21 protein-coding genes are annotated in these 25,615 nt (G+C 55.0%); 12 read left to right on the top strand and 9 right to left on the bottom strand.

What is annotated here, in order from left to right; all coding sequences use genetic code 11:
• Nucleotides 1–29 precede the first annotated feature (29 nt).
• Nucleotides 30–1,235 (bottom strand): nicotinate phosphoribosyltransferase, encoded by a 1,206-nt coding sequence (gene pncB / locus ACMGGP_RS05630; protein WP_010669771.1) that lies wholly within the window; start codon nucleotides 1,233–1,235, stop codon nucleotides 30–32.
• 243 nt (nucleotides 1,236–1,478) lie between these two features.
• On the opposite strand from pncB, the gene pepN reads away from it, so the two are divergent.
• Nucleotides 1,479–4,094, top strand: coding sequence for an aminopeptidase N (gene pepN / locus ACMGGP_RS05635; RefSeq protein WP_033766848.1), 2,616 nt, complete (start codon nucleotides 1,479–1,481; stop codon nucleotides 4,092–4,094).
• Between the two features lie 37 nt (nucleotides 4,095–4,131).
• On the opposite strand, the gene ssuB is transcribed toward pepN, so the two are convergent.
• Genes ssuB through ssuE form a run of 5 tightly spaced genes read right to left on the bottom strand, consistent with a single transcriptional unit; the run spans nucleotide 4,132 to nucleotide 8,396 of the window.
• Nucleotides 4,132–4,920 carry an aliphatic sulfonates ABC transporter ATP-binding protein gene (ssuB, locus tag ACMGGP_RS05640; RefSeq protein ID WP_010254985.1) on the bottom strand — a complete coding sequence of 263 codons (789 nt, stop codon included), beginning with the start codon at nucleotides 4,918–4,920 and terminating at the stop codon, nucleotides 4,132–4,134.
• Entirely contained in the window at nucleotides 4,917–5,711 is a 795-nt protein-coding gene (gene ssuC, locus ACMGGP_RS05645) for an aliphatic sulfonate ABC transporter permease SsuC (protein ID WP_498798255.1), read from the bottom strand. The genes ssuB and ssuC overlap by 4 nt, the downstream gene beginning before the upstream one ends.
• Nucleotides 5,712–5,718: 7 nt before the next feature.
• Nucleotides 5,719–6,867, bottom strand: coding sequence for an FMNH2-dependent alkanesulfonate monooxygenase (gene ssuD / locus ACMGGP_RS05650; RefSeq protein WP_033757171.1), 1,149 nt, complete (start codon nucleotides 6,865–6,867; stop codon nucleotides 5,719–5,721).
• 9 nt (nucleotides 6,868–6,876) lie between these two features.
• Nucleotides 6,877–7,830, bottom strand: a complete 954-nt coding sequence (locus ACMGGP_RS05655) for a sulfonate ABC transporter substrate-binding protein (RefSeq protein ID WP_346554728.1) — start codon at nucleotides 7,828–7,830, stop codon at nucleotides 6,877–6,879.
• A gap of 11 nt (nucleotides 7,831–7,841) precedes the next feature.
• Nucleotides 7,842–8,396 (bottom strand): NADPH-dependent FMN reductase, encoded by a 555-nt coding sequence (gene ssuE / locus ACMGGP_RS05660; protein ID WP_498798256.1) that lies wholly within the window; start codon nucleotides 8,394–8,396, stop codon nucleotides 7,842–7,844.
• A gap of 745 nt (nucleotides 8,397–9,141) precedes the next feature.
• Here ssuE and ACMGGP_RS05665 point away from each other — a divergent pair.
• From ACMGGP_RS05665 to ACMGGP_RS05680, 4 genes are all read left to right on the top strand, one after another.
• Nucleotides 9,142–10,122 carry a glycosyltransferase family 2 protein gene (locus ACMGGP_RS05665; RefSeq protein WP_498798257.1) on the top strand — a complete coding sequence of 327 codons (981 nt, stop codon included), beginning with the start codon at nucleotides 9,142–9,144 and terminating at the stop codon, nucleotides 10,120–10,122.
• A gap of 101 nt (nucleotides 10,123–10,223) precedes the next feature.
• Nucleotides 10,224–11,525: a flippase gene (locus ACMGGP_RS05670; RefSeq protein WP_122889039.1), complete on the top strand. Its 1,302-nt coding sequence runs from the start codon at nucleotides 10,224–10,226 to the stop codon at nucleotides 11,523–11,525.
• Between the two features lie 134 nt (nucleotides 11,526–11,659).
• The gene (pyrD, locus tag ACMGGP_RS05675) at nucleotides 11,660–12,670 is read left to right on the top strand and encodes a quinone-dependent dihydroorotate dehydrogenase (RefSeq protein WP_010255000.1); all 1,011 of its coding nucleotides are present in this window, start codon (nucleotides 11,660–11,662) and stop codon (nucleotides 12,668–12,670) included.
• A 153-nt stretch (nucleotides 12,671–12,823) separates the two neighbouring features.
• Complete coding sequence (locus ACMGGP_RS05680; protein WP_010255003.1) at nucleotides 12,824–13,366, top strand: cell division protein ZapC; 543 nt, start codon at nucleotides 12,824–12,826, stop codon at nucleotides 13,364–13,366.
• On the opposite strand, the gene ACMGGP_RS05685 is transcribed toward ACMGGP_RS05680, so the two are convergent.
• Nucleotides 13,367–14,476, bottom strand: a complete 1,110-nt coding sequence (locus ACMGGP_RS05685) for a YcbX family protein (RefSeq protein ID WP_010255007.1) — start codon at nucleotides 14,474–14,476, stop codon at nucleotides 13,367–13,369. It lies immediately after the preceding gene.
• A gap of 110 nt (nucleotides 14,477–14,586) precedes the next feature.
• Between ACMGGP_RS05685 and rlmKL the strand changes: the two genes are divergently transcribed.
• The 6 genes from rlmKL to rmf all read left to right on the top strand — a co-directional run bounded on the left by rlmKL (nucleotide 14,587) and on the right by rmf (nucleotide 22,550).
• Entirely contained in the window at nucleotides 14,587–16,701 is a 2,115-nt protein-coding gene (gene rlmKL, locus ACMGGP_RS05690) for a bifunctional 23S rRNA (guanine(2069)-N(7))-methyltransferase RlmK/23S rRNA (guanine(2445)-N(2))-methyltransferase RlmL (RefSeq protein WP_033785545.1), read from the top strand.
• A gap of 6 nt (nucleotides 16,702–16,707) precedes the next feature.
• On the top strand, nucleotides 16,708–18,624 hold the full coding sequence (locus ACMGGP_RS05695; RefSeq protein ID WP_187492710.1) for an ABC transporter ATP-binding protein: 1,917 nt from the start codon (nucleotides 16,708–16,710) through the stop codon (nucleotides 18,622–18,624).
• A 14-nt stretch (nucleotides 18,625–18,638) separates the two neighbouring features.
• Nucleotides 18,639–19,907: a membrane integrity-associated transporter subunit PqiA gene (gene pqiA / locus ACMGGP_RS05700; protein WP_010669781.1), complete on the top strand. Its 1,269-nt coding sequence runs from the start codon at nucleotides 18,639–18,641 to the stop codon at nucleotides 19,905–19,907.
• Nucleotides 19,894–21,537: an intermembrane transport protein PqiB gene (pqiB, locus tag ACMGGP_RS05705; protein WP_010255015.1), complete on the top strand. Its 1,644-nt coding sequence runs from the start codon at nucleotides 19,894–19,896 to the stop codon at nucleotides 21,535–21,537. The genes pqiA and pqiB overlap by 14 nt, the downstream gene beginning before the upstream one ends.
• On the top strand, nucleotides 21,534–22,103 hold the full coding sequence (gene pqiC / locus ACMGGP_RS05710; RefSeq protein ID WP_033757190.1) for a membrane integrity-associated transporter subunit PqiC: 570 nt from the start codon (nucleotides 21,534–21,536) through the stop codon (nucleotides 22,101–22,103). The genes pqiB and pqiC overlap by 4 nt, the downstream gene beginning before the upstream one ends.
• A gap of 279 nt (nucleotides 22,104–22,382) precedes the next feature.
• Entirely contained in the window at nucleotides 22,383–22,550 is a 168-nt protein-coding gene (rmf, locus tag ACMGGP_RS05715; RefSeq protein WP_008925875.1) for a ribosome modulation factor, read from the top strand.
• A 68-nt stretch (nucleotides 22,551–22,618) separates the two neighbouring features.
• Here rmf and fabA read toward each other — a convergent pair whose 3' ends face one another.
• Both fabA and ACMGGP_RS05725 read right to left on the bottom strand, forming a co-directional pair.
• Nucleotides 22,619–23,137, bottom strand: a complete 519-nt coding sequence (gene fabA / locus ACMGGP_RS05720) for a bifunctional 3-hydroxydecanoyl-ACP dehydratase/trans-2-decenoyl-ACP isomerase (protein WP_009091047.1) — start codon at nucleotides 23,135–23,137, stop codon at nucleotides 22,619–22,621.
• A gap of 68 nt (nucleotides 23,138–23,205) precedes the next feature.
• Nucleotides 23,206–24,957, bottom strand: a complete 1,752-nt coding sequence (locus tag ACMGGP_RS05725) for an AAA family ATPase (protein ID WP_498798258.1) — start codon at nucleotides 24,955–24,957, stop codon at nucleotides 23,206–23,208.
• Nucleotides 24,958–25,127: 170 nt separating this feature from the next.
• On the opposite strand from ACMGGP_RS05725, the gene matP reads away from it, so the two are divergent.
• Nucleotides 25,128–25,595, top strand: a complete 468-nt coding sequence (gene matP, locus ACMGGP_RS05730) for a macrodomain Ter protein MatP (RefSeq protein ID WP_138919647.1) — start codon at nucleotides 25,128–25,130, stop codon at nucleotides 25,593–25,595.
• The last annotated feature ends 20 nt before the right edge of the window (nucleotides 25,596–25,615 follow it).

The raw sequence follows: 25,615 nt of genomic DNA on the forward strand, positions 1-25,615 counted from the left end.
GGCGTATCAACGCCCCGATAAGAAGAGGATTAACTCGCTTTTTTAACCAGCGGCAGATCAAAAGCTTTACGCAGGGCTCTGACAAAAGCTTTATCCTGGCAGATGGTTTTGCCCGGGCTGTCTGAGAGTTTCGCCACCGGCTTGCCATTGCACTGCACCAGTTTGATAACGATGTTCAGTGGCGTCACGCCCGGAATATCGCAGGTGAGACGGGTTCCGATGCCGAACACCACGTTCGTCCGCTGACCAAAGTGGCGGTAAAGCGCCAGCGCTTTGTCGAGATTTAAGTTGTCAGAAAAGACCAGGTGTTTGCTTTGCGGATCGATACCCAGCTTCTGGTAGTGGGCGAGGGCTTTCTCGCCCCATTCGACCGGATCGCCGGAGTCGTGGCGCAGTCCCTGATAGCGGCGGGCAAACACCGGGCCGAAATCGCGCAGGAATGCGTCCATGGCGATGCAATCGGTCAGGGCGATGCCCAGCTTATCGTCATACTCATCCAGCCACGCCTGTAACGCCGCGCGCTGGCTGTTGGCCAGTACCGGACTGATCTGCTGGAAGGCCTGGAACCACTCATGCGCCTGTGTTCCCACCGGCGTCAGTGACAAACGGCGCGCCAGATCATAGTTACTGGTGCCAATCAGCCACGGAAATTCCTGTTTCAGCGTTGAGACGATCGACTGCTGCACATCCTGCGAATAGCGACGACGGGTGCCGAAATCCATCAGGCGGAAGCGTGACATATCAAGGTCAGCCACCTGGGCTTTAAAGTCGCCGAGTTTCTGATGTAAATGGTCAAGTGCCTGCTGAGTGGTGACCTGTGGCGTGCGATGACGATGCACAATCTCACTGATCAGCGCCAGCAGCGGCACCTCCCACATGATCACTTCGCGCCACGGCCCCTGAATACGGAGTTCCAGCTTGCCATGGTGATTGCGCACCTCAACCTGATCCGGGTTATAGCGGAACTGGCGTAACCAGCTGAGGTAATCCTGCCGGAAGAAGGGAAGGTGAGACAACCAGGTCGCTTCATCATCAGTCAGCGCCAGGTGTTGCATTGCGGTTATCGCGTCACGAATTTCGTCAGCGTAGAGACCCAGCAGTTCGTCGCCGCGGCAGCGAAACTCCGCCGCCACCGTTATGTCATGATAGCGGTGGAAAACGGCCTGCTGCATATGGAGCTTATAGGCGTCCGTATCCAGCAGCGAGGTCAGTATCGGGGAAGCATGTCCTGTCATGGCGCGTTTCAGCATCCTGTTCGGTGGCGCAGAGCCCGGTGTTGTACACAGTCATAAAGACGCAAAAGTATAATTCACTATCTGAAGCCGATCACAGCATATTTCAGACGGGCGGGTCGAGGCCAATCTGTGCCATTGTTAACAAAGTGTAGCCATTTCACCCTTTAGGTGCATTGTGCGTGGCAAGCTTGTAGTAACAAGCTTAGACTTTGCCGGTAAACTTATAACAACGCGAGACGCAATATGACGCAACAGCCCCAAATCAAGTATCGCCACGACTACCGTGCGCCTGAGTACACCATCACCGATATCGATTTAACTTTTGAACTGGATGCGTCCACCACCCGCGTAACGGCCATCAGCCAGGTTAAACGACTGGGCGACAGCCAGGCTGAGCTGCGACTGGACGGCGAAGCGTTAACGCTGATTGCACTGGAGGTCGACGGGCAAGCCTGGACGGCCTTCCGTGAAGAAGAGGGCGCACTGGTCATCAGCCAGCTGCCGGAAAGCTTCACCCTGAAAATTATTAACGATATTCATCCGGACCAGAACACCGCGCTGGAAGGGCTGTACAAATCGGGCGAGGCGCTCTGCACCCAATGTGAGGCTGAAGGCTTCCGTCATATTACCTGGTATCTCGATCGCCCCGACGTGCTGGCGCGCTTTACCACCACCATCTATGCCGACGGTGAGCGCTATCCATTCCTGCTCTCCAACGGTAACCGGATTGACAGCGGCCGGGATGAGCAGGGTCGCAGCTGGGTGAAGTGGCAGGATCCGTTCCCGAAACCCTGCTACCTGTTTGCGCTGGTGGCGGGCGATTTCGACGTGCTGCGCGACAGCTTCACCACCCGTTCAGGACGTGATGTGGCGCTGGAGATCTTCGTCGATCGCGGTAACCTCGACCGTGCCGACTGGGCGATGACCTCGCTAAAAAACAGCATGAAGTGGGATGAAGAGCGTTTCGGTCTGGAGTATGACCTCGACATCTTTATGATCGTGGCGGTGGACTTCTTCAACATGGGCGCCATGGAGAACAAAGGCCTTAACGTCTTCAATGCCAAATATGTGCTGGCTAAAGCGGAAACGGCGACGGACAAAGATTACCTGGGCATTGAAGCGGTTATCGGTCACGAATATTTCCATAACTGGACCGGTAACCGCGTGACCTGCCGCGACTGGTTCCAGCTCAGCCTGAAAGAGGGACTGACAGTGTTCCGCGATCAGGAGTTCAGCTCTGATCTGGGCTCACGCGCGGTGAACCGCATTGATAACGTGCGTATCGTACGCGGTGCGCAGTTCGCCGAAGATGCCAGCCCGATGGCACACCCGATCCGTCCGGATCAGGTCATCGAGATGAACAACTTCTATACCCTGACGGTGTATGAAAAAGGGTCAGAAGTGATCCGTATGATGCACACCCTGCTGGGTGAAGAGAATTTCCAGAAGGGCATGAAGCTCTATTTTGATCGCCACGACGGCAGCGCCGCCACCTGTGATGATTTTGTTCAGGCGATGGAAGATGCCTCGAATGTTGACCTGTCGCAGTTCCGCCGCTGGTACAGCCAGTCCGGTACGCCAGTGCTGACGGTGCGCGACGATTACAACCCGGAGCTGGAGCAGTATACGCTGCACGTCACGCAGCACACGCCTGCGACTGCCGATCAGAAAGAGAAGCTGCCGCTGCATATCCCGCTGGATATTGAACTCTACGATGGCGAAGGCAAGGTGATCCCGCTGCAGAATAATGGTCATCCGGTACATCATGTGCTGAATGTCACCGAGGAGTTCCAGACCTTTATTTTCGATAACGTCTACTTCCAGCCGGTGCCGTCGCTGCTGCGCGAATTCTCTGCTCCGGTGAAGCTTGATTACAAATGGAGTGATGCTCAGCTCACCTTCCTGATGCGTCATGCACGCAACGACTTCTCCCGCTGGGATGCGGCTCAGAGCCTGCTGGCGACCTATATCCGTCTGAATGTCGCCCGCTATCAGCAGGGCCAGCATCTGTCACTGCCGCTGCATGTCGCCGACGCCTTCCGCGCGGTGCTGCTGGATACCGACTGCGACCCGGCGCTGACCGCGCTGATCCTGACGCTGCCGTCGGAAAATGAGATTGCCGAGCTGTTTGATACTATCGATCCGCAGGCGATTGCGCTGGTGCGTGATGCGCTGCAACGCACGCTGGCACGCGAACTGGCCGATGAGTTTTTTGCGATCTACAACGCCAATCAGCAGCCTGAATACCGCGTGGAGCATGACGCGATAGGTCAGCGCAGCCTGAAAAATATCTGCCTGACCTATCTCGCCTTCAGCGATGCGCAACTGGCGGATAAACTGGTGCAGACGCAGTATCACCAGGCGACCAACATGACCGATGCGCTGGCGGCGCTTTCTGCTGCGGTTGCGGCACAGTTACCGTGCCGTGATGCGCTGCTGGCAGCTTACGATGAGCGCTGGCATCAGGATGGTCTGGTGATGGACAAATGGTTTGTGCTGCAGGCGACCAGTCCGGCCGCTAACGTGATGCGCAATGTGCGTCAGCTTCTGAATCATCGCTCCTTCACCATGAGTAATCCGAACCGTGTTCGCTCGCTGGTGGGTGCCTTTGCCTCGGCTAACCCGGCCGCCTTCCATGCTAAAGATGGCAGCGGGTACAAGTTCCTGGTGGAGATGCTTACCGACCTCAACACCCGCAATCCGCAGGTTGCGGCGCGGATGGTGGAGCCGCTGATTCGCCTGAAACGTTATGACGAAGGCCGTCAGGCGATGATGCGCCAGGCGCTGGAGCAGCTGCTGGAGCTGGATAAACTCTCTGGCGACCTCTACGAGAAAATTACCCGGGCACTGAACGCCTGATAATTAAAAAGGGGAGCGTCTGAGACACTCCCCTTTTTTAGCGCTGCTGCGCGTAACGAACCGGCTGGGGTCGTTCCGTACGCTGCATGACCCGATCCAGAACCTCCGCTTCCAGCTCGGCCAGCCGCGCCGATCCGCGACGGCGGGGACGGGGCAGATCCACCAGCAGATCCAGCCCGATCTGACCCTCTTCGATCAACAGCACGCGATCTGCCATCACCACCGCTTCACTGACATCATGCGTAACCAGCAGCACGGTAAAGTGATGCTGCTGCCACAGTGACTCAATCAATCCCTGCATTTCAATGCGTGTCAGGGCATCCAGCGCCCCCAGCGGTTCATCCAGCAGCAGTAAACCGGGCCGGTGGATCAGCGCCCTGGCCAGTGCGACGCGCTGTTTCTGGCCGCCGGAGAGGGCGGCTGGCCACTCATCAGCCCGATCGGCGAGGCCTACCGCCGCCAGCGCATCCAGCGCCGCGCTGCGCCATTCGCGTCCGCGCAGACCCAGTCCGACGTTATCGATCACTTTTTTCCACGGCAGCAGTCGCGCATCCTGAAACATCAGGCGGGTATCTTCACGAGCCGACTGCAGCGGCGCATTGCCTGCCAGCAGTTCACCGCTGGAGCTCTGTTCGAGACCGGCCAGCAGGCGCAGCAGCGTGCTTTTGCCACAGCCGCTGCGACCCACCACCGCCACAAACTGACCTGAGGGAATATGCAGGTCAATCTTATTCAGAATGGTGCGGCTGCCATACTGTTTGCTGACGCCGTTAACGCCAACCGGGGTGCCGGTGTTAAGGCGCGCCGGTGAGAGAGTCTGACTCATGCGTTCTCCTCCTTCAGTTGATAAGCGGGATGCCAGCGCAGCCAGACACGTTCAAGTAACAACGCGGCGACATCTGCCAGTTTGCCGAGCAGGGCGTAAAGAATAATGGCGACCACTACCACGTCGGTCTGCAGGAATTCACGCGCGTTCATGGCCAGATAGCCGATACCCGCGTTGGCAGAGATGGTCTCTGCGACAATCAGCGTCAGCCACATCAGACCCAGCGCGAAACGCACGCCGACCATAATATTGGGCAGCGCGCCGGGCAGGATCACCTGGATAAACAGGCTCCAGCCGGAAAGGCCATAGCTGCGCGCCATCTCAACCAGCCCGCGATCGATGTTGCGGATGCCGTGATAAGTATTCAGGTAGATCGGGAACAGCGTCCCCAGCGCCACCAGAAAGATCTTGGCGGACTCATCAATACCGAACCAGAGGATTACCAGCGGGATCAGCGCCAGATGCGGCACATTGCGCAGCATCTGTACCGAGGTATCCAGCAGTCGTTCACCGGTTCTGGAGGTGCCGGTAATCAGCCCTAGCAGCAGGCCGATAGAACCGCCGATACTGAAGCCGATCAGCGCCCGCCAGCTACTGATCGCCAGGTGTTGCCAGAGCTCACCACTGGCGGTCAGCTGCCAGAAGGTGGTTACAATTTTCTCCGGTGCGGGCAGAATGCGGGTCGACAACCAGCCGGTTTGCGAGGCAATCTGCCACACCACCACCAGCAGCGTCGGCAGCAGCCAGGGCACCAGCGTATCAGCAAGGCGTTTTCGGGTTCTGGTCATCATGCTCTCCTCAGCCCCGGGCGACTTTTTTCTCAGGGGTAAAATCGTTGGCTACCGCTTCACCGTGTGCCTGAACCACGCGTGGCTGGGGCACCAGTGGAATCTGCAGATCAAGATGCGGGAACAGCAGTTCGCCAACGCGATACGCCTCTTCCAGGTGCGGATAACCCGACAGGATAAAAGTCTCGATGCCCAGCGCTTCATACTCTTTGATGCGAGCGGCCACGGTCGGGCCATCGCCGACCAGCGCGGTCCCGGCTCCGCTGCGCACCAGGCCGACGCCTGCCCACAGGTTAGGGCTGATTTCGAGCTTGTCGCGGCGACCGCCATGCAGTGCGGCCATCCGGCGCTGCCCCACAGAATCTGCCCGCTGGAACGCCGCCTGCGCTTTCGCGATGGTGGCGTCATCCACATTGGCAATCAGTTTGTCTGCGGCCTGCCAGGCCTCTTCATTGGTTTCACGCACGATCACATGCAGACGGATGCCGAACCGGACGGTGCGTCCCTGGGCTGCCGCTTTCGCACGCACCTGATCAATCTTCTCTTTAACCTGCGCAGGGGGTTCGCCCCAGGTGAGGTAGACATCGACCTGTTCGGCCGCCAGCTCCTGGGCGGGTTCAGAAGAGCCACCAAACCACAGCGGGGGACGAGGCTGCTGCACCGGTTTAAACATCAGACGCGCACCGCGTACCTTCACGTGCTTGCCTTCATAATCGACGGTTTCGCCTTCCAGCACCCGACGCCAGACGCGGGTAAACTCGGCGGATTCCGCGTAACGCTCGCGGTGATCGAGAAACACGCCGTCGCCCGCCAGCTCTTCCGGATCGCCGCCGGTCACCAGATTAAACAGCGCACGTCCGTTAGAAAGACGGTCCAGCGTGGCGGCCTGACGCGCTGCCTGGGTCGGTGAAATCACCCCAGGACGCAGCGCCACCAGGAATCGCAGGCGCTGCGTCACCGGAATCAGCGAGGCGGCAACCAGCCAGGCATCTTCGCAGGAGCGGCCGGTCGGGATCAGTACGCCACCAAAACCGAGGCGGTCAGCGGCCTGCGCCACCTGTTGCAGATAGGCGTGATCAACCGGTCGCGCCCCTTCGGCGGTACCAAGATAGTGGCCGTCGCCATGCGTCGGCAGGAACCAGAAAATGGATACGCTCATTGTTGCTCCTTATTGCGTCACGGTATGCGGATGCCAGATGCGATCCTGAATCGTCACTTTTACTGGCAAGAGATGATTGGCATAGAACAGGTCAGCGGTGCGCTGCTGAGCTGCGGCAGTTTCGGCACTGACCGGCGAAATGCGGGTGGGTGGCCGATGGCTGAGGTAGCTGGCGATAACCGGTTCCGGCAAGCCCATCGCCTGCGCCAGTAACGTGGTGCTCTGCTGACGCTGGCTGATTGTCAGCGCGTCAGCAGTGCTGAAGGTGTCGAGCACCTGCTGAATAAACGCGCCATGGCCTTCGGCGTAGCTGCGGGTCGCTAAATAGAAGGAGCCGGTCAGGTTAAGGGAGCTGCCATCAATCAGCAGGCGCGAATTTCCCTGCAGCAGCACCGATGAATAGTAGGGGTCCCAGATTGCCCAGGCATCAACGTCACCCTGCTGGAAGGCGGCGCGCGCATCGGCGGGAGTGAGATAAACCGGCGTGATGTCTTTAAAGGTCAGACCCGCCTGCTGTAAGGCGCGCAGCAGTAAGTTGTGAGAGCTGGAGCCTTTCTGGAAAGCCACTTTCTTGCCTTTCAGATCCGCAACCTGTTTCAGCGGGCTGCTTTTTGGCACCAGAATCACTTCCGCTTTGGGTTTTGGCGGCTCCGCGCCAACATAGAGCAGATCCGCGCCCGCGGCCTGGGCAAACAGCGGGGGAAGATCACCGGTACTGCCCAGGTCGATACTGTTAATATTCAGCGCTTCCAGCATTTGTGGGCCTGCAGGAAACTCGATCCACTTAATCCGGGTATGGGGAAAACGCTTCTCCAGTAACTGATGTGACTTCGCCAGCACCATGCTGACCGAACCTTTCTGATAGCCGATGCGAATCTCAGACGGATCGGATTCGGCGGCCTGTACCTGAAGGCCGGCCAGCAGAAGTCCGGCCACCAGCCACTTTCCTAATCTCAGCTTCATCGATCGCTTCCTTATACCGCTTGCGCAACGGGATGGTGGTGACGGGTCAGTGCCAGCCAGAAGGCGGAGACGGCCTCATCCAGGCGCTGTGACAGTGAATCCTGCAGTTCGGGCTGACGGTCGTAATGACTGATCTGATGATCCTCGGCATAAACACCATGCAGGATCTCCTGCGCCTTTAAGGCGTTGAGCACCGGCTTCATGGCGTAGTCCAGCGCCAGCATATGACCGGCACTGCCGCCGCTGGCCAGCGGTAAAACGACTTTGTGTTCCAGTGCGCGTTCAGGCAGCAGATCGAGCAGCGTCTTCAGCGCACCCGAAAACGACGCTTTATAGATAGGTGTCGCAATAATCAGTCCATCAGCCGAAGCCAGATCGTCACGCAGGGCGAGAAGCGCAGGTGCATCAAAACGCGCATTGATTAAATCGTCAGGCTGAAAGTTGTGAATATTCCACGGAATAACTTCAATACCACGCGCCTCCAGCTTGTGCTGACACAGCGTCAGCAGTGAGGTTGAGCGGGAGGGGAATCGTGGGCTGCCTGCCAGCGTAATAACTCGCATCATCACTCCTTATAACTAAAAGTTATTGATTATCAAATGTTGAGAACTTATGTCTTCATACTGTCAGAGCAGGGGAGTGGGCTTAAATGATTTATCCGGCAAAGTAAGGGTGAAATCTGCAAATAGAAGGCGTTGCGACAGATGTCAGCATCGCCGCTTCCGATAATTCTTAAATTAAGCGCTGGCAGCGGAACAATTCATTAAGGGGCATGATACGAGATCGTCAAAATGTGTCGGTTGAGCAGAAAAAATATCTTTCGTCTGATTGCTTAATCATTTTTTCTGAGAGTGGCGCGGCCATAAAGCGCAACGGCTGACAAAATAGCGCTGCGAAGCAGCACAGAATCAGCTTATCTGCGGCAGCCTCTGCCAAAGATTAAGATTTATTGCAGAAAGCAAACTGTAATAATAATGAAGGAATGCTGAACTTATTCATCGTTTCAGATGTTCGCTTACAGATTTCTGAATCTGGTTACGTCTGCTTTGCAGGGCTAATTTAAATCGATCCTCAACGGTTTTAACATTACTGCGGGCTATAGATGCACTTTCGTTAAGAGTGATGCTCACATGAAACATTAAGATGATTTTTACGGCTGGTCTTTTTTCGCATTACAGGTTTAAGATAATCGGGCTCAATGAAAGCAATCATAATAATCGCGCCTTACTCTTTTCGACGTTTCGCCTCTGGTCAGAACCTGCATCAGGCAGGTGAATCGTATTGTCATTTTCTAACAGCAGAGAATTGCATATGTCTGACATCCTGTTATCCGTTATTATTCCAACCTACAATGTTGAGAAATATATTGTAGAGTGCGTCGATTCGTTATTACGCCAGGTTAAAGCGCCCAATGAAATAATCATTGTGAATGATGGATCTACTGATGGAACATTAGCCTTAATTGAACAGAATTATGCGCACCTTTCTCAGGTGAAAGTGATCACCATTGAAAATGGCGGCCTCGGCAATGCACGGGACACCGGCATTGCACTGGCAAAGGGTCAGTTTCTCTTTTTCTGTGACCCGGATGATGTCGTGGTTGATGGCCTCGTCACTGAGCTGGCAATGGTGGCGGAGAAGCATCCTGAAACGGATCTTTTCTGTTTTAACTCCTGCGTCTATGAAGATGGCCACATTGATATCACCTCGCCAAAAGTGAAGCATGACCAGTTTGGCCAGCAGAAACCACAGGAGGTCTTTCTGCGCCTGCTGCGTAATGGCAGATATACCTCTGCCGTCTGGAATTACGCCTTAAGAAAAAGCGTCATTGAACAGCATAAGTTGCGCTTTGTACGTCGGGTTCATGAAGACCACAACTTTACGCTCTCCGTGTTTATGAAATGCCAGCACGCATGGGTCAGCCGTCAGGTCTATTATAAGCAGCGCATCCGCAGTGGTTCACTGACCAACAGTACCAAAGGCAATGAGTTTTTCTATCAGCGCTATGACGCTTTTATGCATGCTTATAATACGTTAACCAGTTCGCTCCCTAAATCAGCCTGGCGTAGTTCGCTGGAAAAATCTTATTTACTTCACTCGTTCCGTCTGATGATCTATTTGTCTCTCTATAATAAAACGCCGGTACCAGAATATGTTCTTAATGCTATTCGCTTTATGGGACGCAACGTAAAAACTGAGAACATTAAAGAGTGGCTATTGTTCAATCGGCCTGAACTGTTTATTGCACTGCAGCATTATAAGGTCAAAAAAGAACTCAGGCGCGCAGCCTGATTCTGAAAAACAGCCTGATTCTGAAAAATGTGAAGCGATATTGTTTATGCCTTAGCGAAATGAGAAGGTGAGACATGCAATGTGTATAAGGTTGTTGCGACATGGCAAAAGTACTCGATAAAAGTCTGGTTATTAATATTTTCTCGCTGCTGGCTTACCGTGGCGCGTCGTTTCTGTTTCCGCTGGCCACGCTGCCCTATCTTGCCCGCGTTCTGGGCGTAGAGCAGATGGGTACGCTGGCGCTGGCGATCGCCTGCGTCCTCTATTGCAGCACCATCTCCGACTGGGGATTCAATGTCTTTACCACCAAAGATATTGCTCACCATCGTGATGACAAAGAACGCGTCAGCCAGCTCTTCTGGTCAACGTTTAACGCCAAGCTGATGCTGCTGGTGGTCACCAGCGGCACGCTGCTGACTGCGACGTGGTTCAATCCCTCCTGGCATCCTCTGTTCTTCATCATTCTGGCGAACTGCACCACGCTAGTCGGCTCGCTGTTTTCATTCGGCTGGCTGATGCAGGGCTTTGAGAAGTTGGGTAAGACGGCGATGATCGCCACCTTCGGTAACTTCTGTGCGATTCCGCTGACCTTTTTGCTGGTGAAATCTCCGCAGGATACCTGGCTGGCTGCCCTGATCCCTGGCGCGGTCTCCATTATCAGCGCGGCGATTACGCTGAAGTTTGTGCTGGAGATGAAAGTCATAGGCCGCTACCGCTTTGAACCGCGCGAAATCAAACAGCGCATCACCGACAGCATGGATGTGTTTATCGCCATCGCCGGCGCTAACCTTTTCAACAGCGTCAACGTGGTGATTCTCGCCACCTTTGCTTCTACTTACATGGTCGGGATCTACAACGGCGCCGATCGCCTGCGTAAAGCGGCCAACTCTGTGCCGGAGCAGATCGGCAGCGCCTTCTTCCCGCGCGTCAGCCACCTGTTCGGCCGGGATAAACGGGCCGCGATTGCCGCGACACGCAAAAGCCTGCTGCTGTCGTTTTCCCTGAGTCTGTCGATTGTAATCTTCACCTGGTTCTTTGCTGACCTGGTGGTCTCAATATTGCTGGGTAAAGACTTTATCCAGTCAGCGGATGTGCTGCGCGTCTTTGTGCTCTGCTTCCTGTTTGGCAACATTGCCTACCCGGCTGGATTACAGATTCTGATCCCACATGGTCTGGCCCGCCAGCGTATGTGGGTGATGATGGCCGCTGGTGTGGTTAACGTGCCGCTCTGCTGTTTCCTGGCGTGGAAGTTTGGCGCAATCGGTGCCGCATGGTCCATGGTCGGGGCTGAAGCGTTCGTCTGTCTCGGTATTTTTGGCATCATGCAACGTCACGGCATCCTGCGGGAATATCTGTTTCCCTCTCAGGTGAAAAATCAACCCGTAAACGATTCCGCCGCGTAAGATCAAAGCATTTTCAGATAGTTTTATGCATCCCCGCTGTTCGATTTACTTTTGCGCCAGAGCACTTTACCATTCTGGCGCACATTTTCCCGTGCACCGACTTCCACGATCGCTTCCGTCCTTCAGGAGAGTGCATGTTTTATCCTATCGTCCGACCGGCGCTGTTTAAACTTGATCCCGAACGCGCACACGAACTCACCTTTCAGCAACTGCGTTTTATGAACGGCACCCCACTGGAGATGTTTTATCGCCAGAATCTGCCATCGCGTCCGGTCACCTGTATGGGACTGACCTTTAAGAATGCCCTGGGCCTGGCGGCGGGTCTGGATAAGAACGCAGAGTGTATTGATGCGTTTGCGGCGATGGGCTTTGGCTTTGTTGAAGTCGGCACCGTCACGCCGCGCGCCCAGGCGGGGAACGATAAGCCACGCATGTTTCGTCTGGTGGAAGCGGGCGGAATTATCAATCGGATGGGGTTTAATAATCTGGGTGTTGATCACCTGGTTGAAAACGTGAAGAAAGCGCGCTTTAACGGCGTGCTGGGGATCAATATCGGTAAAAATAAAGATACGCCGGTCGAGCAGGGCAAAGATGATTATCTCATCTGCATGGAAAAGGTTTATGCCCACGCCGGTTATATCGCCATCAATATTTCCTCACCTAACACCCCAGGTTTACGTTCGCTGCAATATGGCGAGGCGCTGGATGATCTGCTTTCTTCCATCAAACAGAAACAAAAAGAGCTGGAACAGCGTCATCTGAAATATGTTCCGCTGGCCGTAAAAATTGCGCCCGATCTCTCTGAAGAAGAGTTAATTCAGGTCGCGGACAGTTTAATTCGTCATCAGATTGATGGCGTGATTGCCAGCAATACCACGCTCGATCGTTCGCTGGTGAGCGGTCTTAAGCATGCTGAGGAAGCGGGTGGGTTAAGTGGACGGCCAGTGCAGTCGCGCAGCACGGCGGTGATCCAGCGTCTCTCTCAGGAACTGCAGGGGCGGTTGCCGATTATTGGGGTAGGCGGGATCGATTCTCTGACGGCAGCGCGTGAAAAAATCGCCGCCGGGGCAACACTGGTTCAGATTTATTCAGGCTTTATTTATCAGGGGCCAGGCTTAATTAAAGATATCGTCACCCATCTCTAAGACAATTCTCACAATCATTGGCCGGGGGGTTTATTTATCCCCTCGGCTCGTTTATATTTTGTCCTGTTGCACGCTTTTTCAGCTTTTCCTTATGTTTCTTTTTTCGCTGAATTCTGCGTGATTTTTGGCGCAGCGGTAAATACAGGGCACACGATGAAAATTAAACCCGATGATAACTGGCGTTGGTATTTTGACAACAGCCACGACCGAATGATGCTCGACCTGGCAGACGGTATGCTTTTCCGTTCCCGTTATTCCCGCAAGATGCTCACGCCGGATGCCTTCACTGAATCGGGTTTTTGTGTCGATGACGCCGCCCTTTATTACACCTTTGAAGAGACCTGCCGTCAGTGCAAACTCAGTGGCAGCCATCGCGCCGAACTGGTGTTAAATGCGCTGGTCGCTGCACGCTTCCTCAAGCCACTGATGCCGAAAAGCTGGCATTTCGCCTCTTATGCTCCGGCAATGCAGCCCCGTCCCGGTGAAATGGTACAGGTTACGCTGGCAGAAGAGGGAACGCAGGCACGACTGCTGGTGGTTGAGAGTGGCGATAATGCGGCGCTCTGCCTGCTGGCGCAGCCGGGATTGACGCTGGCCGGAAAAAACATGGTGCTCGGCGATGCCATCAAGGTGATGAACGATCGCCTGCAGCCCCTGTATCAGGATGTCGCGCCGCGCTACGCCCGCGCAGTCTGACTACCTTAGTTCTACATCGCCAGCCGGAATACAGCTGCAGCTCAACAGCGTGCCGTCCTGACGCAGGGCGCTCTGTTTCAGCGCCTTAACCTCACCCGCGACCAGACTCAGCTTGCAACTGCCGCACAGTCCCGCCCGACAGGAGTAGGGGATCCGGAAGCCCTGCATCTCCAGCTGATCCAGTAATACCTGCTGATTATCCCCGGTGAACGTCTGACCCTGAAACGTGATAGCCACGGCATCTGGCGCCTGCTGCTTTGGTTTCAGTGTTTCGACCACTTCACCGGCACCATAGCTGCGCGGTGCATGACGTTTCAGGACAATCATCTCATCACCGGCGCGCACCACCCCACTGTTGCGCGCCACTAAGTTCAGACCGAAATCAATATCCCCGCTGCCATCCAGGGCGGTGCGGAACGTCTGCAGCGTGGCCAGTGGATGACCGGCAGGATGCTTAACGCCGGTCTCGGTGCTGACAGTGGTGAGCACGCAGCGACTGCATGGCTTAGGCACCTCGAATATCACGTCGCCAATCTGAATCTCCGCCCAGCTGTCTTCATCCCATGCGGCAGCGCCGCTGACGACCAGATTCGGACGAAACTGTTCGGCACGGACGCTGGCCGGGCAGCGCTGTTGCAGATCATGCAGCGACGCGTTGTTGATCAGCAAAAACGGAAAGCCGTCGGCAAAGCTCAGCGGAATATGATTAAACGCTTTAACCCGGCGGCTGGGTTGCGGCCCGACCCAGCGCAACTGAACCTCACGCGGGAAGAACTGGCTCAGCCATTGGTTAATCGCAGGCGGCGCTATGCGCGCGGTGAAATGATTTCCCCAGACTTCGGTGGGGTGATCCTGCTCATCGAAATCGCTGAAGCGGATCAGGGAGTGACTGCCATCCGGGGCCGTCAGCAGCAGGCCATCCGGTAAAATCGCGGGCGTGAAGCGCACCATCTCCGGATGCTGACGCGCGGTAATAAAGGTGCCATCAGGTTCGGTCACCATAAACAGACGATCAAATGCCAGTCCGCTGTCAGTGACCAGCGCGTGTGACAGCGCTAATCCCCGCATCGACTTCACAGGATGAATAAATAAGCGGGAAAGCGTGATCATGGTGTTCTCCTTGAACCCGACGCGCAGCACAAAAGAAGCTAACTTTATGACATAGGTCTCCGATTCGCTATAATGCGCGACAATTTTCTCAAGAGTTAAAAAGTGACGATATGAATTCTCTGTTTGCCAGCACGGCGCGTGGGCTCGAAGAGCTGTTAAAAAGTGAGCTGGACGCGCTGGGCGCGCAGGATTTGCAAGTGGTGCAGGGAGGCGTTCACTACGAAGCCGACGATCGCACTATGTACCAAAGCCTGATGTGGAGTCGTTTAGCATCACGCATCCTGTTGCCGCTGGGAGAGTTTGGCGTCTACAGCGATCTGGATCTCTATCTGGGTGTGCAGAGCGTGGACTGGCCGACGATGTTCGGCAGTGACAAAACCTTTGTTGTGCATTTCAGCGGCACCAACGATTCGATTCGTAACAGCCAGTTTGGTGCGCTGAAAGTTAAAGATGCCATCGTGGACAGCTTTACCCGTCAGAATCTCGAACGACCTAACGTCGATCGTGAACAGGCAGATATCCGTGTCAACGTCTGGCTGAATGACGATCGCGCCAGCATTGCACTGGATCTCAGCGGCAGCTCACTGCATCAGCGTGGTTATCGCCAGCAGACCGGTCAGGCGCCGTTAAAAGAGACCCTGGCGGCGGCCATCGTGCTGCGTTCTGGCTGGGAGCCGACGACACCGCTGATCGATCCGATGTGTGGTTCCGGTACGCTGCTGATTGAAGCCGCACTGATTGCCTGCGATCGTGCGCCTGGCCTGCTGCGCAAGCACTGGGGCTTCACCGCCTGGAGCCAGTTTAACGCTGCGTTGTGGCAGGACGTTAAAACCGAGGCGCAGAATCGTGCCCGCACTGGTACGGCTGCCACTCAGGCGCGCTTCTTTGGCTACGACAATAATGGTCGGGTGCTGGAGTGGGCGCAGGCGAATGCCCGCCGCGCTGGCGTCTTTGAACTTTTCACCTTCGGCCAGCAGGATCTGCTGAAGCTGACTAATCCGGTCGATCCGGCGGTTCACGGTACGGTGCTGAGTAATCCTCCTTACGGTGAACGTCTGGAGAGCGAACCAGCCCTGATTGCGCTGCACAGCCAGCTCGGACGTCTGATGAAGCAGCATTTTGGCGGCTGGAACCTGTCGCTGTTCAGCGCCTCGCCAGAACTGCTGAGCTGCCTGCAGTTGCGTGCCGATCGCCAGTTTAAAGCGAAGAACGGTCCGCTGGATTGCGTGCAGAAAAACTATAAGCTGGCGGTTAACAGTCATGAAAGCGCCGGACAGATTGCGGAAGATTACGCTAACCGCCTGCGTAAAAACGTGAAGAAACTGGAGAAGTGGGCGCGTCAGGAAGGCATTGAATGCTACCGTATTTATGATGCCGATCTGCCAGACTACAACGTTGCTGTCGATCGCTATGGCGACTGGGTGATTATCCAGGAGTATGCGCCACCGAAAACCATCGATCCTGATAAAGCGCGTCAGCGTCTGTTCGATGTCATCAGCGCAACGCTGAGCGTGCTGCAACTGCCTGCCGACCGTCTGATTATGAAAACGCGTGAACGCCAGAAAGGCAAAGCGCAGTATCAGAAGCTCAGCGAGAAGGGCGACTATTTCGAAGTTAAAGAGTTTAATGCGCGTTTCTGGGTGAATCTGACCGACTATCTCGATACCGGCCTGTTCCTCGATCACCGCATTGCCCGTAAAATGCTGGGCCAGATGAGTCAGGGCAAAGATTTCCTGAACCTGTTTGCCTATACCGGTACTGCCAGTGTGCATGCCGGTCTGGGTGGCGCGCGTTCAACCACCACGGTAGATATGTCGCGTACCTATCTGGAGTGGGCGGAGCGCAACCTGCGTCTTAACGGACTGACCGGGCGTCAGCATCGTCTGATGCAGGCGGACTGTCTGAGCTGGCTGAATGAGAGTGACGAGAACTTTGACCTGATCTTTATCGATCCGCCAACGTTCTCCAACTCAAAACGTATGGAAGAGAGCTTCGACGTTCAGCGCGATCATATGATGCTGATGCGTAACCTGAAGCGCCTGCTGCGTCGCGGCGGCACCATCATGTTCTCCAATAACAAACGCGGTTTCAAAATGGACATGGATGGCCTGAAATCACTGGGCCTGCAGGCGCAGGATATTACCCAGAAAACGCAGTCGCAGGACTTCGCGCGTAACCGTCAAATTCACAACTGCTGGCTGATCACTCACGCCGGTAAGGAATAAGCTTACATGTCATTAATCAGTATCCACGGCGCTTATCTCTCCTTCAGCGATGCGCCGCTGTTAGACAATACCGAACTGCACATCGAAGAGAACGAACGCGTCTGTCTGGTGGGCCGTAACGGTGCGGGTAAATCCACGCTGATGAAAATCATCAATGGCGAACAGCCACTGGATGATGGCCGCATTATTTATGAAACCGATCTGGTCGTGGCGCGTCTGCAACAGGATCCGCCGCGCAATATTACCGGTTCGGTGTATGACTTCGTGGCCGAGGGCGTTGAAGAGCAGGCTGAGCATCTGAAAGCCTATCACGCCATTTCCCATGTGGTGATGGAAGATCCCAGCGATAAAAACCTCAATGAGATGGCGCGTCTGCAGAGCATTCTCGACCACCAGAATCTGTGGCAGCTGGAGAGCCGCATCCATGACGTGCTGGAGCAGATTGGTCTGCAGCCCGATACCGAGCTGTCGTCGCTCTCGGGCGGCTGGCTGCGTAAAGCGGCGCTGGGCCGTGCGCTGGTGAGTAACCCGCGCGTCCTGATGCTGGATGAGCCAACCAACCACCTCGATATCGAAACCATCGACTGGCTGGAAACGTTCCTGAAGAACTTCACCGGCAGCATCATCTTTATTTCCCATGACCGTTCGTTTATCCGCAACATGGCGACGCGCATTGTCGATCTGGACCGTGGCAAGCTGGTCTCCTGGCCAGGCAACTACGATCTCTATCTGGAAGGCAAAGAGGAAGCGTTGCGCGTTGAAGAGATGCAGAACGCGGAATTTGACCGTAAGCTGGCGCAGGAAGAGGTGTGGATCCGTCAGGGCATCAAAGCCCGTCGTACCCGTAATGAAGGTCGTGTGCGTGCGCTCAAAGCGCTGCGTCGTGAACATTCAGAACGTCGTGAAGTGATGGGCAAAGCCAACATGCAGGTGGGCGAAGCGTCCCGTTCCGGCAAGATTGTGTTTGAGCTGGAAAATGTCGACTACGCGGTCGATGGCAAAGTGCTGGTGAAGGACTTCTCAACCCAGGTGCAGCGTGGCGACAAAATTGCGCTGATCGGACCGAACGGCTGCGGGAAAACTACCTTACTGCGCCTGATGCTGCAGCAGCTGAAAGCTGACCATGGCCGCGTGCATTCCGGCACCAAGCTGGAAGTAGCCTACTTTGACCAGCATCGCGCTGAACTGGATCCGGATCGCACCGTGATGGACAACCTGGCCGAAGGCAAGCAGGAAGTACTGGTCAACGGCAAACCGCGCCACGTGCTGGGCTATCTGCAGGACTTCCTGTTCCATCCAAAACGTGCCATGACGCCGGTGCGCGCCCTTTCGGGCGGTGAACGAAACCGTCTGCTGCTGGCGCGCCTGTTCCTGCGTCCCAGCAACCTGATGATTCTGGATGAACCGACTAACGACCTCGACGTCGAAACGCTGGAACTACTGGAAGAGCTGATTGATGGTTATCAGGGCACCGTGTTACTGGTGAGCCACGATCGTCAGTTCGTCGATAATACCGTTACCGAGTGCTGGATTTTTGAAGGCAACGGTGAGATTGGCACCTTTGTTGGCGGTTATCACGATGCTCAGCAGCAGCGCGCCGCCTACCGGCAGCACAAGGCGGCAGCACCGGCGAAAGCGACGGGCAACGGCTCTAAGCCTGCAGCCGAGAAGGGTGATGCGAAGCGTAGCGTGAATAAACTCAGCTACAATCTGGCGCGTGAGCTGGAACAGCTGCCGCAAAAACTGGAGCAGCTGGAAGCGCGTATCGGAGAACTGCAGGCGAAGATGAGTCATCCCGACTTCTTCAGTCAGGCACACGATCAGACGCAACCGGTGCTGGATAATCTGGCTCAGACTGAGCAGGAGCTGGAAACCGCTTTTGCGCGCTGGGAAGAGCTAGAGTCACTGAAAAACGGCGCGTAGGGCAGGGTTAACGGATGTGTTCAGCAGTGAAAAGTAACGCGTGGATGCTCTGTCCACAATGCGATTTAATGATTAAGCTGCCGGACATTCCCGTTGGCAGCCGTGCGTCATGCCCGCGCTGCCACACCTCCCTGACGGCCAACTGGCACGAACCGCGTAAACGGCCAACAGGCTATGCGCTGGCAGCGCTGTTTATGCTGCTGCTGGCGAATCTGTTTCCTTTTGTCTCAATGAAGGTGGCGGGGCTGACCAGCCAGATCACCCTGGCGCAGATACCTCAGGTGATGGTGACGGAAGATTACAGCAGTCTGGCGACGCTGTTCCTTCTCTTTGTGCAGGCGGTCCCGGCCTTCTGCATGATCACCATTATCCTGTTGGTCAATCGGGTCCCGTTGCCGACTGGACTCAAAACTGGTCTGGCACGTATTCTGTTTCAGCTGCGTAACTGGGGCATGGCAGAAATCTTTATGGCGGGCGTGCTGGTCAGTTTCGTCAAGCTGATGGCCTATGGCGAGATCGGCCTGGAGACCAGCTTCTGGCCGTGGGTTCTGTTCTGTCTGCTGCAGTTGCGGGCCTTTCAGTGCGTTGATCGACGCGGCTTGTGGGACAGTCTGTCACCCCGACCTGCACTGCCCCATCCGCCCGAAGTGGGCATCAGTGGTTTAGAGCAGGGTCTGCGCTCCTGTCCCTGCTGTACGGCCATTCTGCCGGAAGCAGAGCATAAGTGTCCCCGCTGCGGCGTCACGGCTGAGGCACGGCGTAAGCACAGCCTGCAGTGGACGCTGGCGCTGTTGTTCACCTCCATACTGCTTTATATCCCGGCCAACCTGTTGCCGATTATGGTGACGGAAACCCTCGGCACTGCCTATCCTTCCAATATCATGGCGGGGGTGATTGTGCTGTGGGGTGATGGCTCCTATCCGGTGGCGTTGGTGATCTTTATCGCCAGTATCATGGTGCCTACGCTGAAAATGCTGGCGATTGGCTGGCTTTGCTGGGATGCCAGCGGACGCGGACAGCGTGACAGCCACAGGATGCACAAAATTTATGAAGTGGTCGAATTTGTTGGCCGCTGGTCAATGATCGACGTGTTTGTTATTGCCGTGCTCTCTGCGCTGGTGCGCATGGGGCAATTAATGAATGTTTATCCCGCGTGGGGGGCAGTATTGTTTGCAATGGTGGTGATTATCACCATGATTGCTGCCATGACCTTTGACCCGCGATTAACCTGGGATCGTGTACGCGAAAACAATATGAAGGAGTCGCGCCTTGACGGAAACTAATCACGGCCATGCAAAGGTGGAACAGATTAAGCGCTGGTCGCCAGTCTGGATTGTCCCCATCGTTACGCTGTTAATCGGCGGATGGATCCTCTTTTATCACTTCAGCCATCAGGGGCCGGAAGTCACCCTCATCACCGAAAACGCCGAAGGCATTGTTGCGGGTAAAACCACGATTAAAAGCCGCAGTGTGGATGTCGGTGTGGTGGAAAGCGCGGTGTTAAGCGACGACCTTCACCATGTGGAAATCAAAGCGCGCCTGAATTCAGGCATGGAAAAACTGCTGCACAGCGACAGCGTTTTCTGGGTGGTGAAACCGCAGGTGGGTCGCGAAGGGATCAGCGGTCTCGGCACTCTGTTATCCGGTGCCTATATCGAATTACAGCCGGGCACTAAAAGCCAGGCACCCGAGCAGTTTAAGCTGCTGGATGCGCCGCCGTTAGCGCCACCGGATGCCAAAGGGATTCGCATCGTGCTGGACAGCAAGAAAGCGGGTCAGCTCAATCCGGGGGATCCGGTGCTGTTCCGTGGCTATCGCGTCGGTACGGTCGAGACCAGCGCTTTTGATACCGAAAAACGCATGATGACCTATCAGCTGTTCGTCGCTGCGCCTTACGATCGCCTGATTACAACCAACGTTCGCTTCTGGAAGGACAGCGGCATCGCCGTGGATATGTCCGCTTCAGGAATGCGGGTGGAAATGGGATCGCTGACCACGCTGTTCAGTGGCGGCGTCAGTTTTGACGTGCCGGATGGCTGGGAGCTGGGTCAGCCTGCGCAGAATAAGTCTGATTATCATCTGTTTGACGATCAGCGCAGCATTCAGGACTCGCTCTACACCAACCATATTGATTACCTGATGTTCTTCACCGACTCCATTCGTGGTCTGCAGGCGGGGGCGCCGGTTGAGTTCCGCGGCATTCGCCTGGGTACCGTCTCAGAAGCGCCATTGATGAAAGCCGGTCTGGACCAGGCGCTGAACAATGATTACCGCGTGCCGGTGCTGATTCGCATTGAGCCGGATCGCTTTATCAGCCGACTGGGTGAGAACTTCGATCTGCAACAGCATCTGCAGGATGGTAAAAAACGTGGCCTGCGTGCGACGCTGAAAACCGGTAGCCTGTTGTCGGGTGCGCTCTATGTCGATCTCGACTTCTATGACAATGCACCGCCTTACAAAGGGCCGCAGAAAGTCTCTGGCTATGAAGTTATCCCAACGGTCAGCGGTGGCCTGAGCCAGATTCAGCAGAAGCTGATGGCGGCGCTGGATAAGATTAACAGTCTGCCACTGAACGGTATGGTCAATGAAGCGACAGGTACGCTTAAAGAGAGCCAGAAAACGATGCGTGATCTGCAGCGCACCATCGACAACATCAACAAAGTCACCGCCAGTCCGGCTATGAAAACCCTGCCGGAAGACCTGCAGCAGACATTGCGCGAGCTGAACCGCAGCATGAAAGGCCTGCAGCCAGGTTCACCAGCCTACAGCAAGCTGGTGGGGGATATGCAGCGCCTGGATAAGGTTCTGCGTGAACTCCAGCCGGTGTTAAGAACGCTTAACACCAAGAGCAATGCGCTGGTATTTGAGGCAAAACCGGGACAGGATCCCCAGCCGAAGAGGGCGAAACAGTGAATAAAGGATTGATACTTTGTGCCGCGCTGGTGTTGAGTGCGTGCAGTAGCAGCGTTGACAATACCTGGTATCAGCTGCCCTCCGGGGCGGCTTCCATGCAGGTCAGCAGCAGCCAGCTGAATGAAGCGCAACCGATGTTATGGGTGCAGCAGGTGACGGTGCCGGACTATCTGGCAGGCAACGGACTGGTTTATCAGACCAGCGATGTCAAATACGTTATCGCCGCGAATAATCTCTGGGCCAGCCCGCTCGATCAGCAGTTGCAGCAGACATTGATCACTAACCTGAGCAAGGCGCTGCCAGGCCGACTGGTAGCCGGTTCACCTTTAGGCGCGCAGCACGATACGCTGAATGTGACCGTAACAGGCTTCCAGGGGCGCTATGATGGCAAAGCAATCGTCAGTGGCGAATGGACGCTGGAACATCAGGGCCGGCTGACTAAACAGGCGTTTAACCTGGTACTGCCGCAGACCGAAGATGGCTACGATGCGATGGTCAGAACGCTGGCGGCGGGCTGGCAACAGACAGCACAGAAGATTGCCAATAGTGTGGTTGCGTTAAATTAAGATTGATGTGAATAAATAAGCTAAGCCCCTGACCGATTGTCGTGCTTTTTCGACAGAGGTCAGGGGCTTTTTTATTAGCTTAATCAGAAAGATAGTGTTGTTGCATGCATCACAGAACGTCATTATTTTTACCGATTAAGGTCACATTTATGACACTGGCATGAAGATTGGGCATTGATCTTTGGGTGCGCAGGAGGTAGAACATAAGGGTGGTTGAACATTAATTCACCACTTTTCTTTCCACCAGATTCCACAGACCTTACATGAGGGACACGGAGTATGAAGAGACAGAAACGAGACCGCCTCGAACGCGCCCATTCACGTGGTTATCAGGCAGGCATTACTGGACGCTCAAAAGAGATGTGTCCGTATCAGTTGATTGACGCTAAGTCTCACTGGTTGGGAGGTTGGCGACAAGCCATGGAGGACAGGTCGGTAGCTGCATAACCGGATGTCACTGAAAAGGGAATATAACCTCCGCCATGCGCGGAGGTTTTTGTTTCCGGAGGAAACGCTTAGAAAGCTGCGGTATCTTTAAACAGGCCGACTTTAAGATCGCTGGCGGTATAGATCAGATTACCGTCAACCAGCACTTCACCATCTGCCACGCCCATAACCAGTTTGCGGTTAATAACGCGTTTGAAGTGAATGCGGTAAGTCACTTTCTTCGCATCTGGCAGGACCTGACCGGTGAATTTCACTTCACCCACGCCCAGCGCACGACCTTTACCTTCGCCGCCCAGCCAGCCCAGATAGAAACCAACCAGCTGCCACATGGCATCAAGGCCCAGACAACCCGGCATCACCGGATCGCCAATAAAGTGACAGCCGAAGAACCAGAGATCAGGATTGATATCCAGCTCCGCTTCAACAAAGCCTTTGTCATATTTGCCGCCGTCTTCGGTCATTTTGACCACGCGGTCCATCATCAGCATGTTGCCGGATGGAAGCGGCGGACCATTTTCGCCAAACAGTTCACCACGACCTGACAGAATCAGATCTTCTTTGGTATAGGATTCGCGTTTATCTACCATGTTTTCAATAAGCCTTGTTTTAGTGAATCACGAATATTAGCGAACAGTTGTACGCTGAGCAAATCGGATTAACGGTGGTTGAACCAGTTAAGCCAGCGCAGCGCCCAGGGACGTTGCGGACCGTCCGGCTGGTTGAACAGGCTAATGCGTTCCTGGATGGTATTCAGCAGGCAGTCGCCCAGGCCATCCTCGGTACTCCAGATTTTACCGGTCAGCAGCGGTAGCGCTTCATCGGCACGGTCAATTGCCCAGATATGGAAATGACCTTGTTCAACCGCACTGACAACCGCCTGGCTGAGGCTGAGATGACGGACATTGCTGGCGGGAATAATCACACCCTGCTGACCTGTCAGTTCTCGCTGATGGCAGATATCAAAGAAGCCTTCGATTTTCTCATTCAGTCCGCCCACCGGTTGTACGTTGCCGAACTGATCAACCGAGCCGGTCACCGCAATTTGCTGATTGATGGGCTGATTAGCCAGCGCGCTGATTAAGGCACAGAGTTCAGCCAGTGAAGCACTGTCACCGTCCACCTCGGAGTAAGATTGCTCAAAGACTATTGAGGCCGAGAAGGGCAGTTGCTGATCGAGTTCCAGTTCGGCAATCAGGTAAGCCTGCATAATCATCATGCCTTTGGCATGAATATTACCGCCCAGCTCCGCTTTACGCTCGATATCCATGAATTCACCATCGCCGGGATGTACCACGCAGGTAATACGCGAGGGATCGCCCCAGGCACGGGGATGGCCAGGATATTCAACGACCGACAGGCCATTAATCTGACCAACCACTTCGCCTTCGGTTTCAATCAGAATCTGTCGCAGCAGGATCTCGTCACGCATCCGCTCATTGAGATAATTCTCGCGCCACAAACGCGCTTCCAGCGCATCACGCAGCGCTTCAGCGTTCAGTTCATCGCCCATCAGGGCCGATTCGCGCATCTGGCGTTGTAGCCAGCGGGGGCAGAGTGGCAGCGTTTCCTGATCGCCGCTGTAGCGGACGCCTTCTTTAATCAGTTCTGGCCAGAAGTCCACTTCCGGCTGGGGCAGCCCCGCCTGTTGCGCCAGTTCGATGTTCCAGCGACACCAGGCAAGCATGTCATCTTCATCCAGAATCTGAATATTCTCTTCAAATTCAGTATAGATGGCCATTTCGTGAGCTTCGGGATCCAGCTCCTGAAATTCTGCCAGCGCTTCCCGATCGCCACACAGGACCAGTTTCAGATTGAGGGGCAAGGGAGGAATCGAGACTGGCAGCGGCCGGCGTTCATCCTGAGATGTCCACTCAACATAGCCCTGCTCAATACACTTTTTCAGGCGCAACCAGAGAATCGGCTGCGTCATCAGGCTACGCAGTGAAAGCAGCAGCGTGCCGCCATTAGCACGATGGATCAGGCCCGGTTCCAGCTGGATGCGATCTTTATACTGGCGCACGCAGCCAAACAACTGCTCCATCTCAGTCCATTCAGCAAAGTGAATACCACCCTGACTGGTGAATGGGCGTTGAGGATCGGAGGGGGGCTGGAGCGTGACGTTGTCGGCCATGATATGGTAATCACCGCCGAATAGAGTGGTACTGTCGGCCATAACCCGCTCTGCGGCCTGGGCAATGAATGTCAGATAATCGCGATTCTCCTGGCTACGAACCAGCAGTAATGGGAAACCCTGCGTCTGATGGTGTAAATGCGCCAGTGCATTCAGCAACCGGGGCTGTACCGTTGCCAGAGCATCAGTTTCTTCATCAGCAATTCGGGAGAAAACGGATTGGTATTGCGCGCTATCTGGCTGTAAGGTCTGCCACGTAAGTTGAGTGCTGGTCAAAATAATCGCATTTGTCTGTTTTAAGAAAAGCGAGATTATACAGGATTCACCCTTGTTAAGCACTGCAGACTTCCTGTTGAAGATGTGATGGTGACAGCATGTTTTTCGTTGCTGCATCCGGGAAAAAAGCTGTTATTCTTAGTTCGTTACGTGATCACGATGAGATTCCGATGAAATACCAGCAACTCGAAAATCTTGAATGTGGATGGAAGTGGAAATACCTGGTGAAAAAACATCGGGAAGGTGAACTGATCACGCGTCACCTTGAGTTAAGCGCGGCGCAGGCAGCAGTGGATAAGCTGCTGGCAATGGAAAATAATCCGGTTACAGTGAATGAATGGATCGCAGAACATATTCACGCTGATCTGGATAACCGACTGAAGCAGACCATCCGTGCCCGACGAAAACGCCATTTCAACGCTGAACATCAGCATACGCGAAAAAAATCGATAGACCTGGAGTATCTGGTCTGGCAGCGACTGGCAGGTCTGGCACAGCGGCGCGGCTGCACGCTCTCTGAAACGATTGTTCAGCTGATAGAAGATGCAGAACGTAAAGAGAAATATGCCACTCAGATGTCGAGCCTGAAGCAGGATTTGCAGGCGATTCTGGGTAACTCCGGTTCAGAGAGCGAATAAACGGGCAGGGCAATCAGAGC

Source organism: Curtobacterium sp. BNK-1 (assembly GCF_048685235.1).
In the GTDB taxonomy this organism is placed as follows: Bacteria; Pseudomonadota; Gammaproteobacteria; order Enterobacterales; family Enterobacteriaceae; genus Pantoea; species Pantoea agglomerans.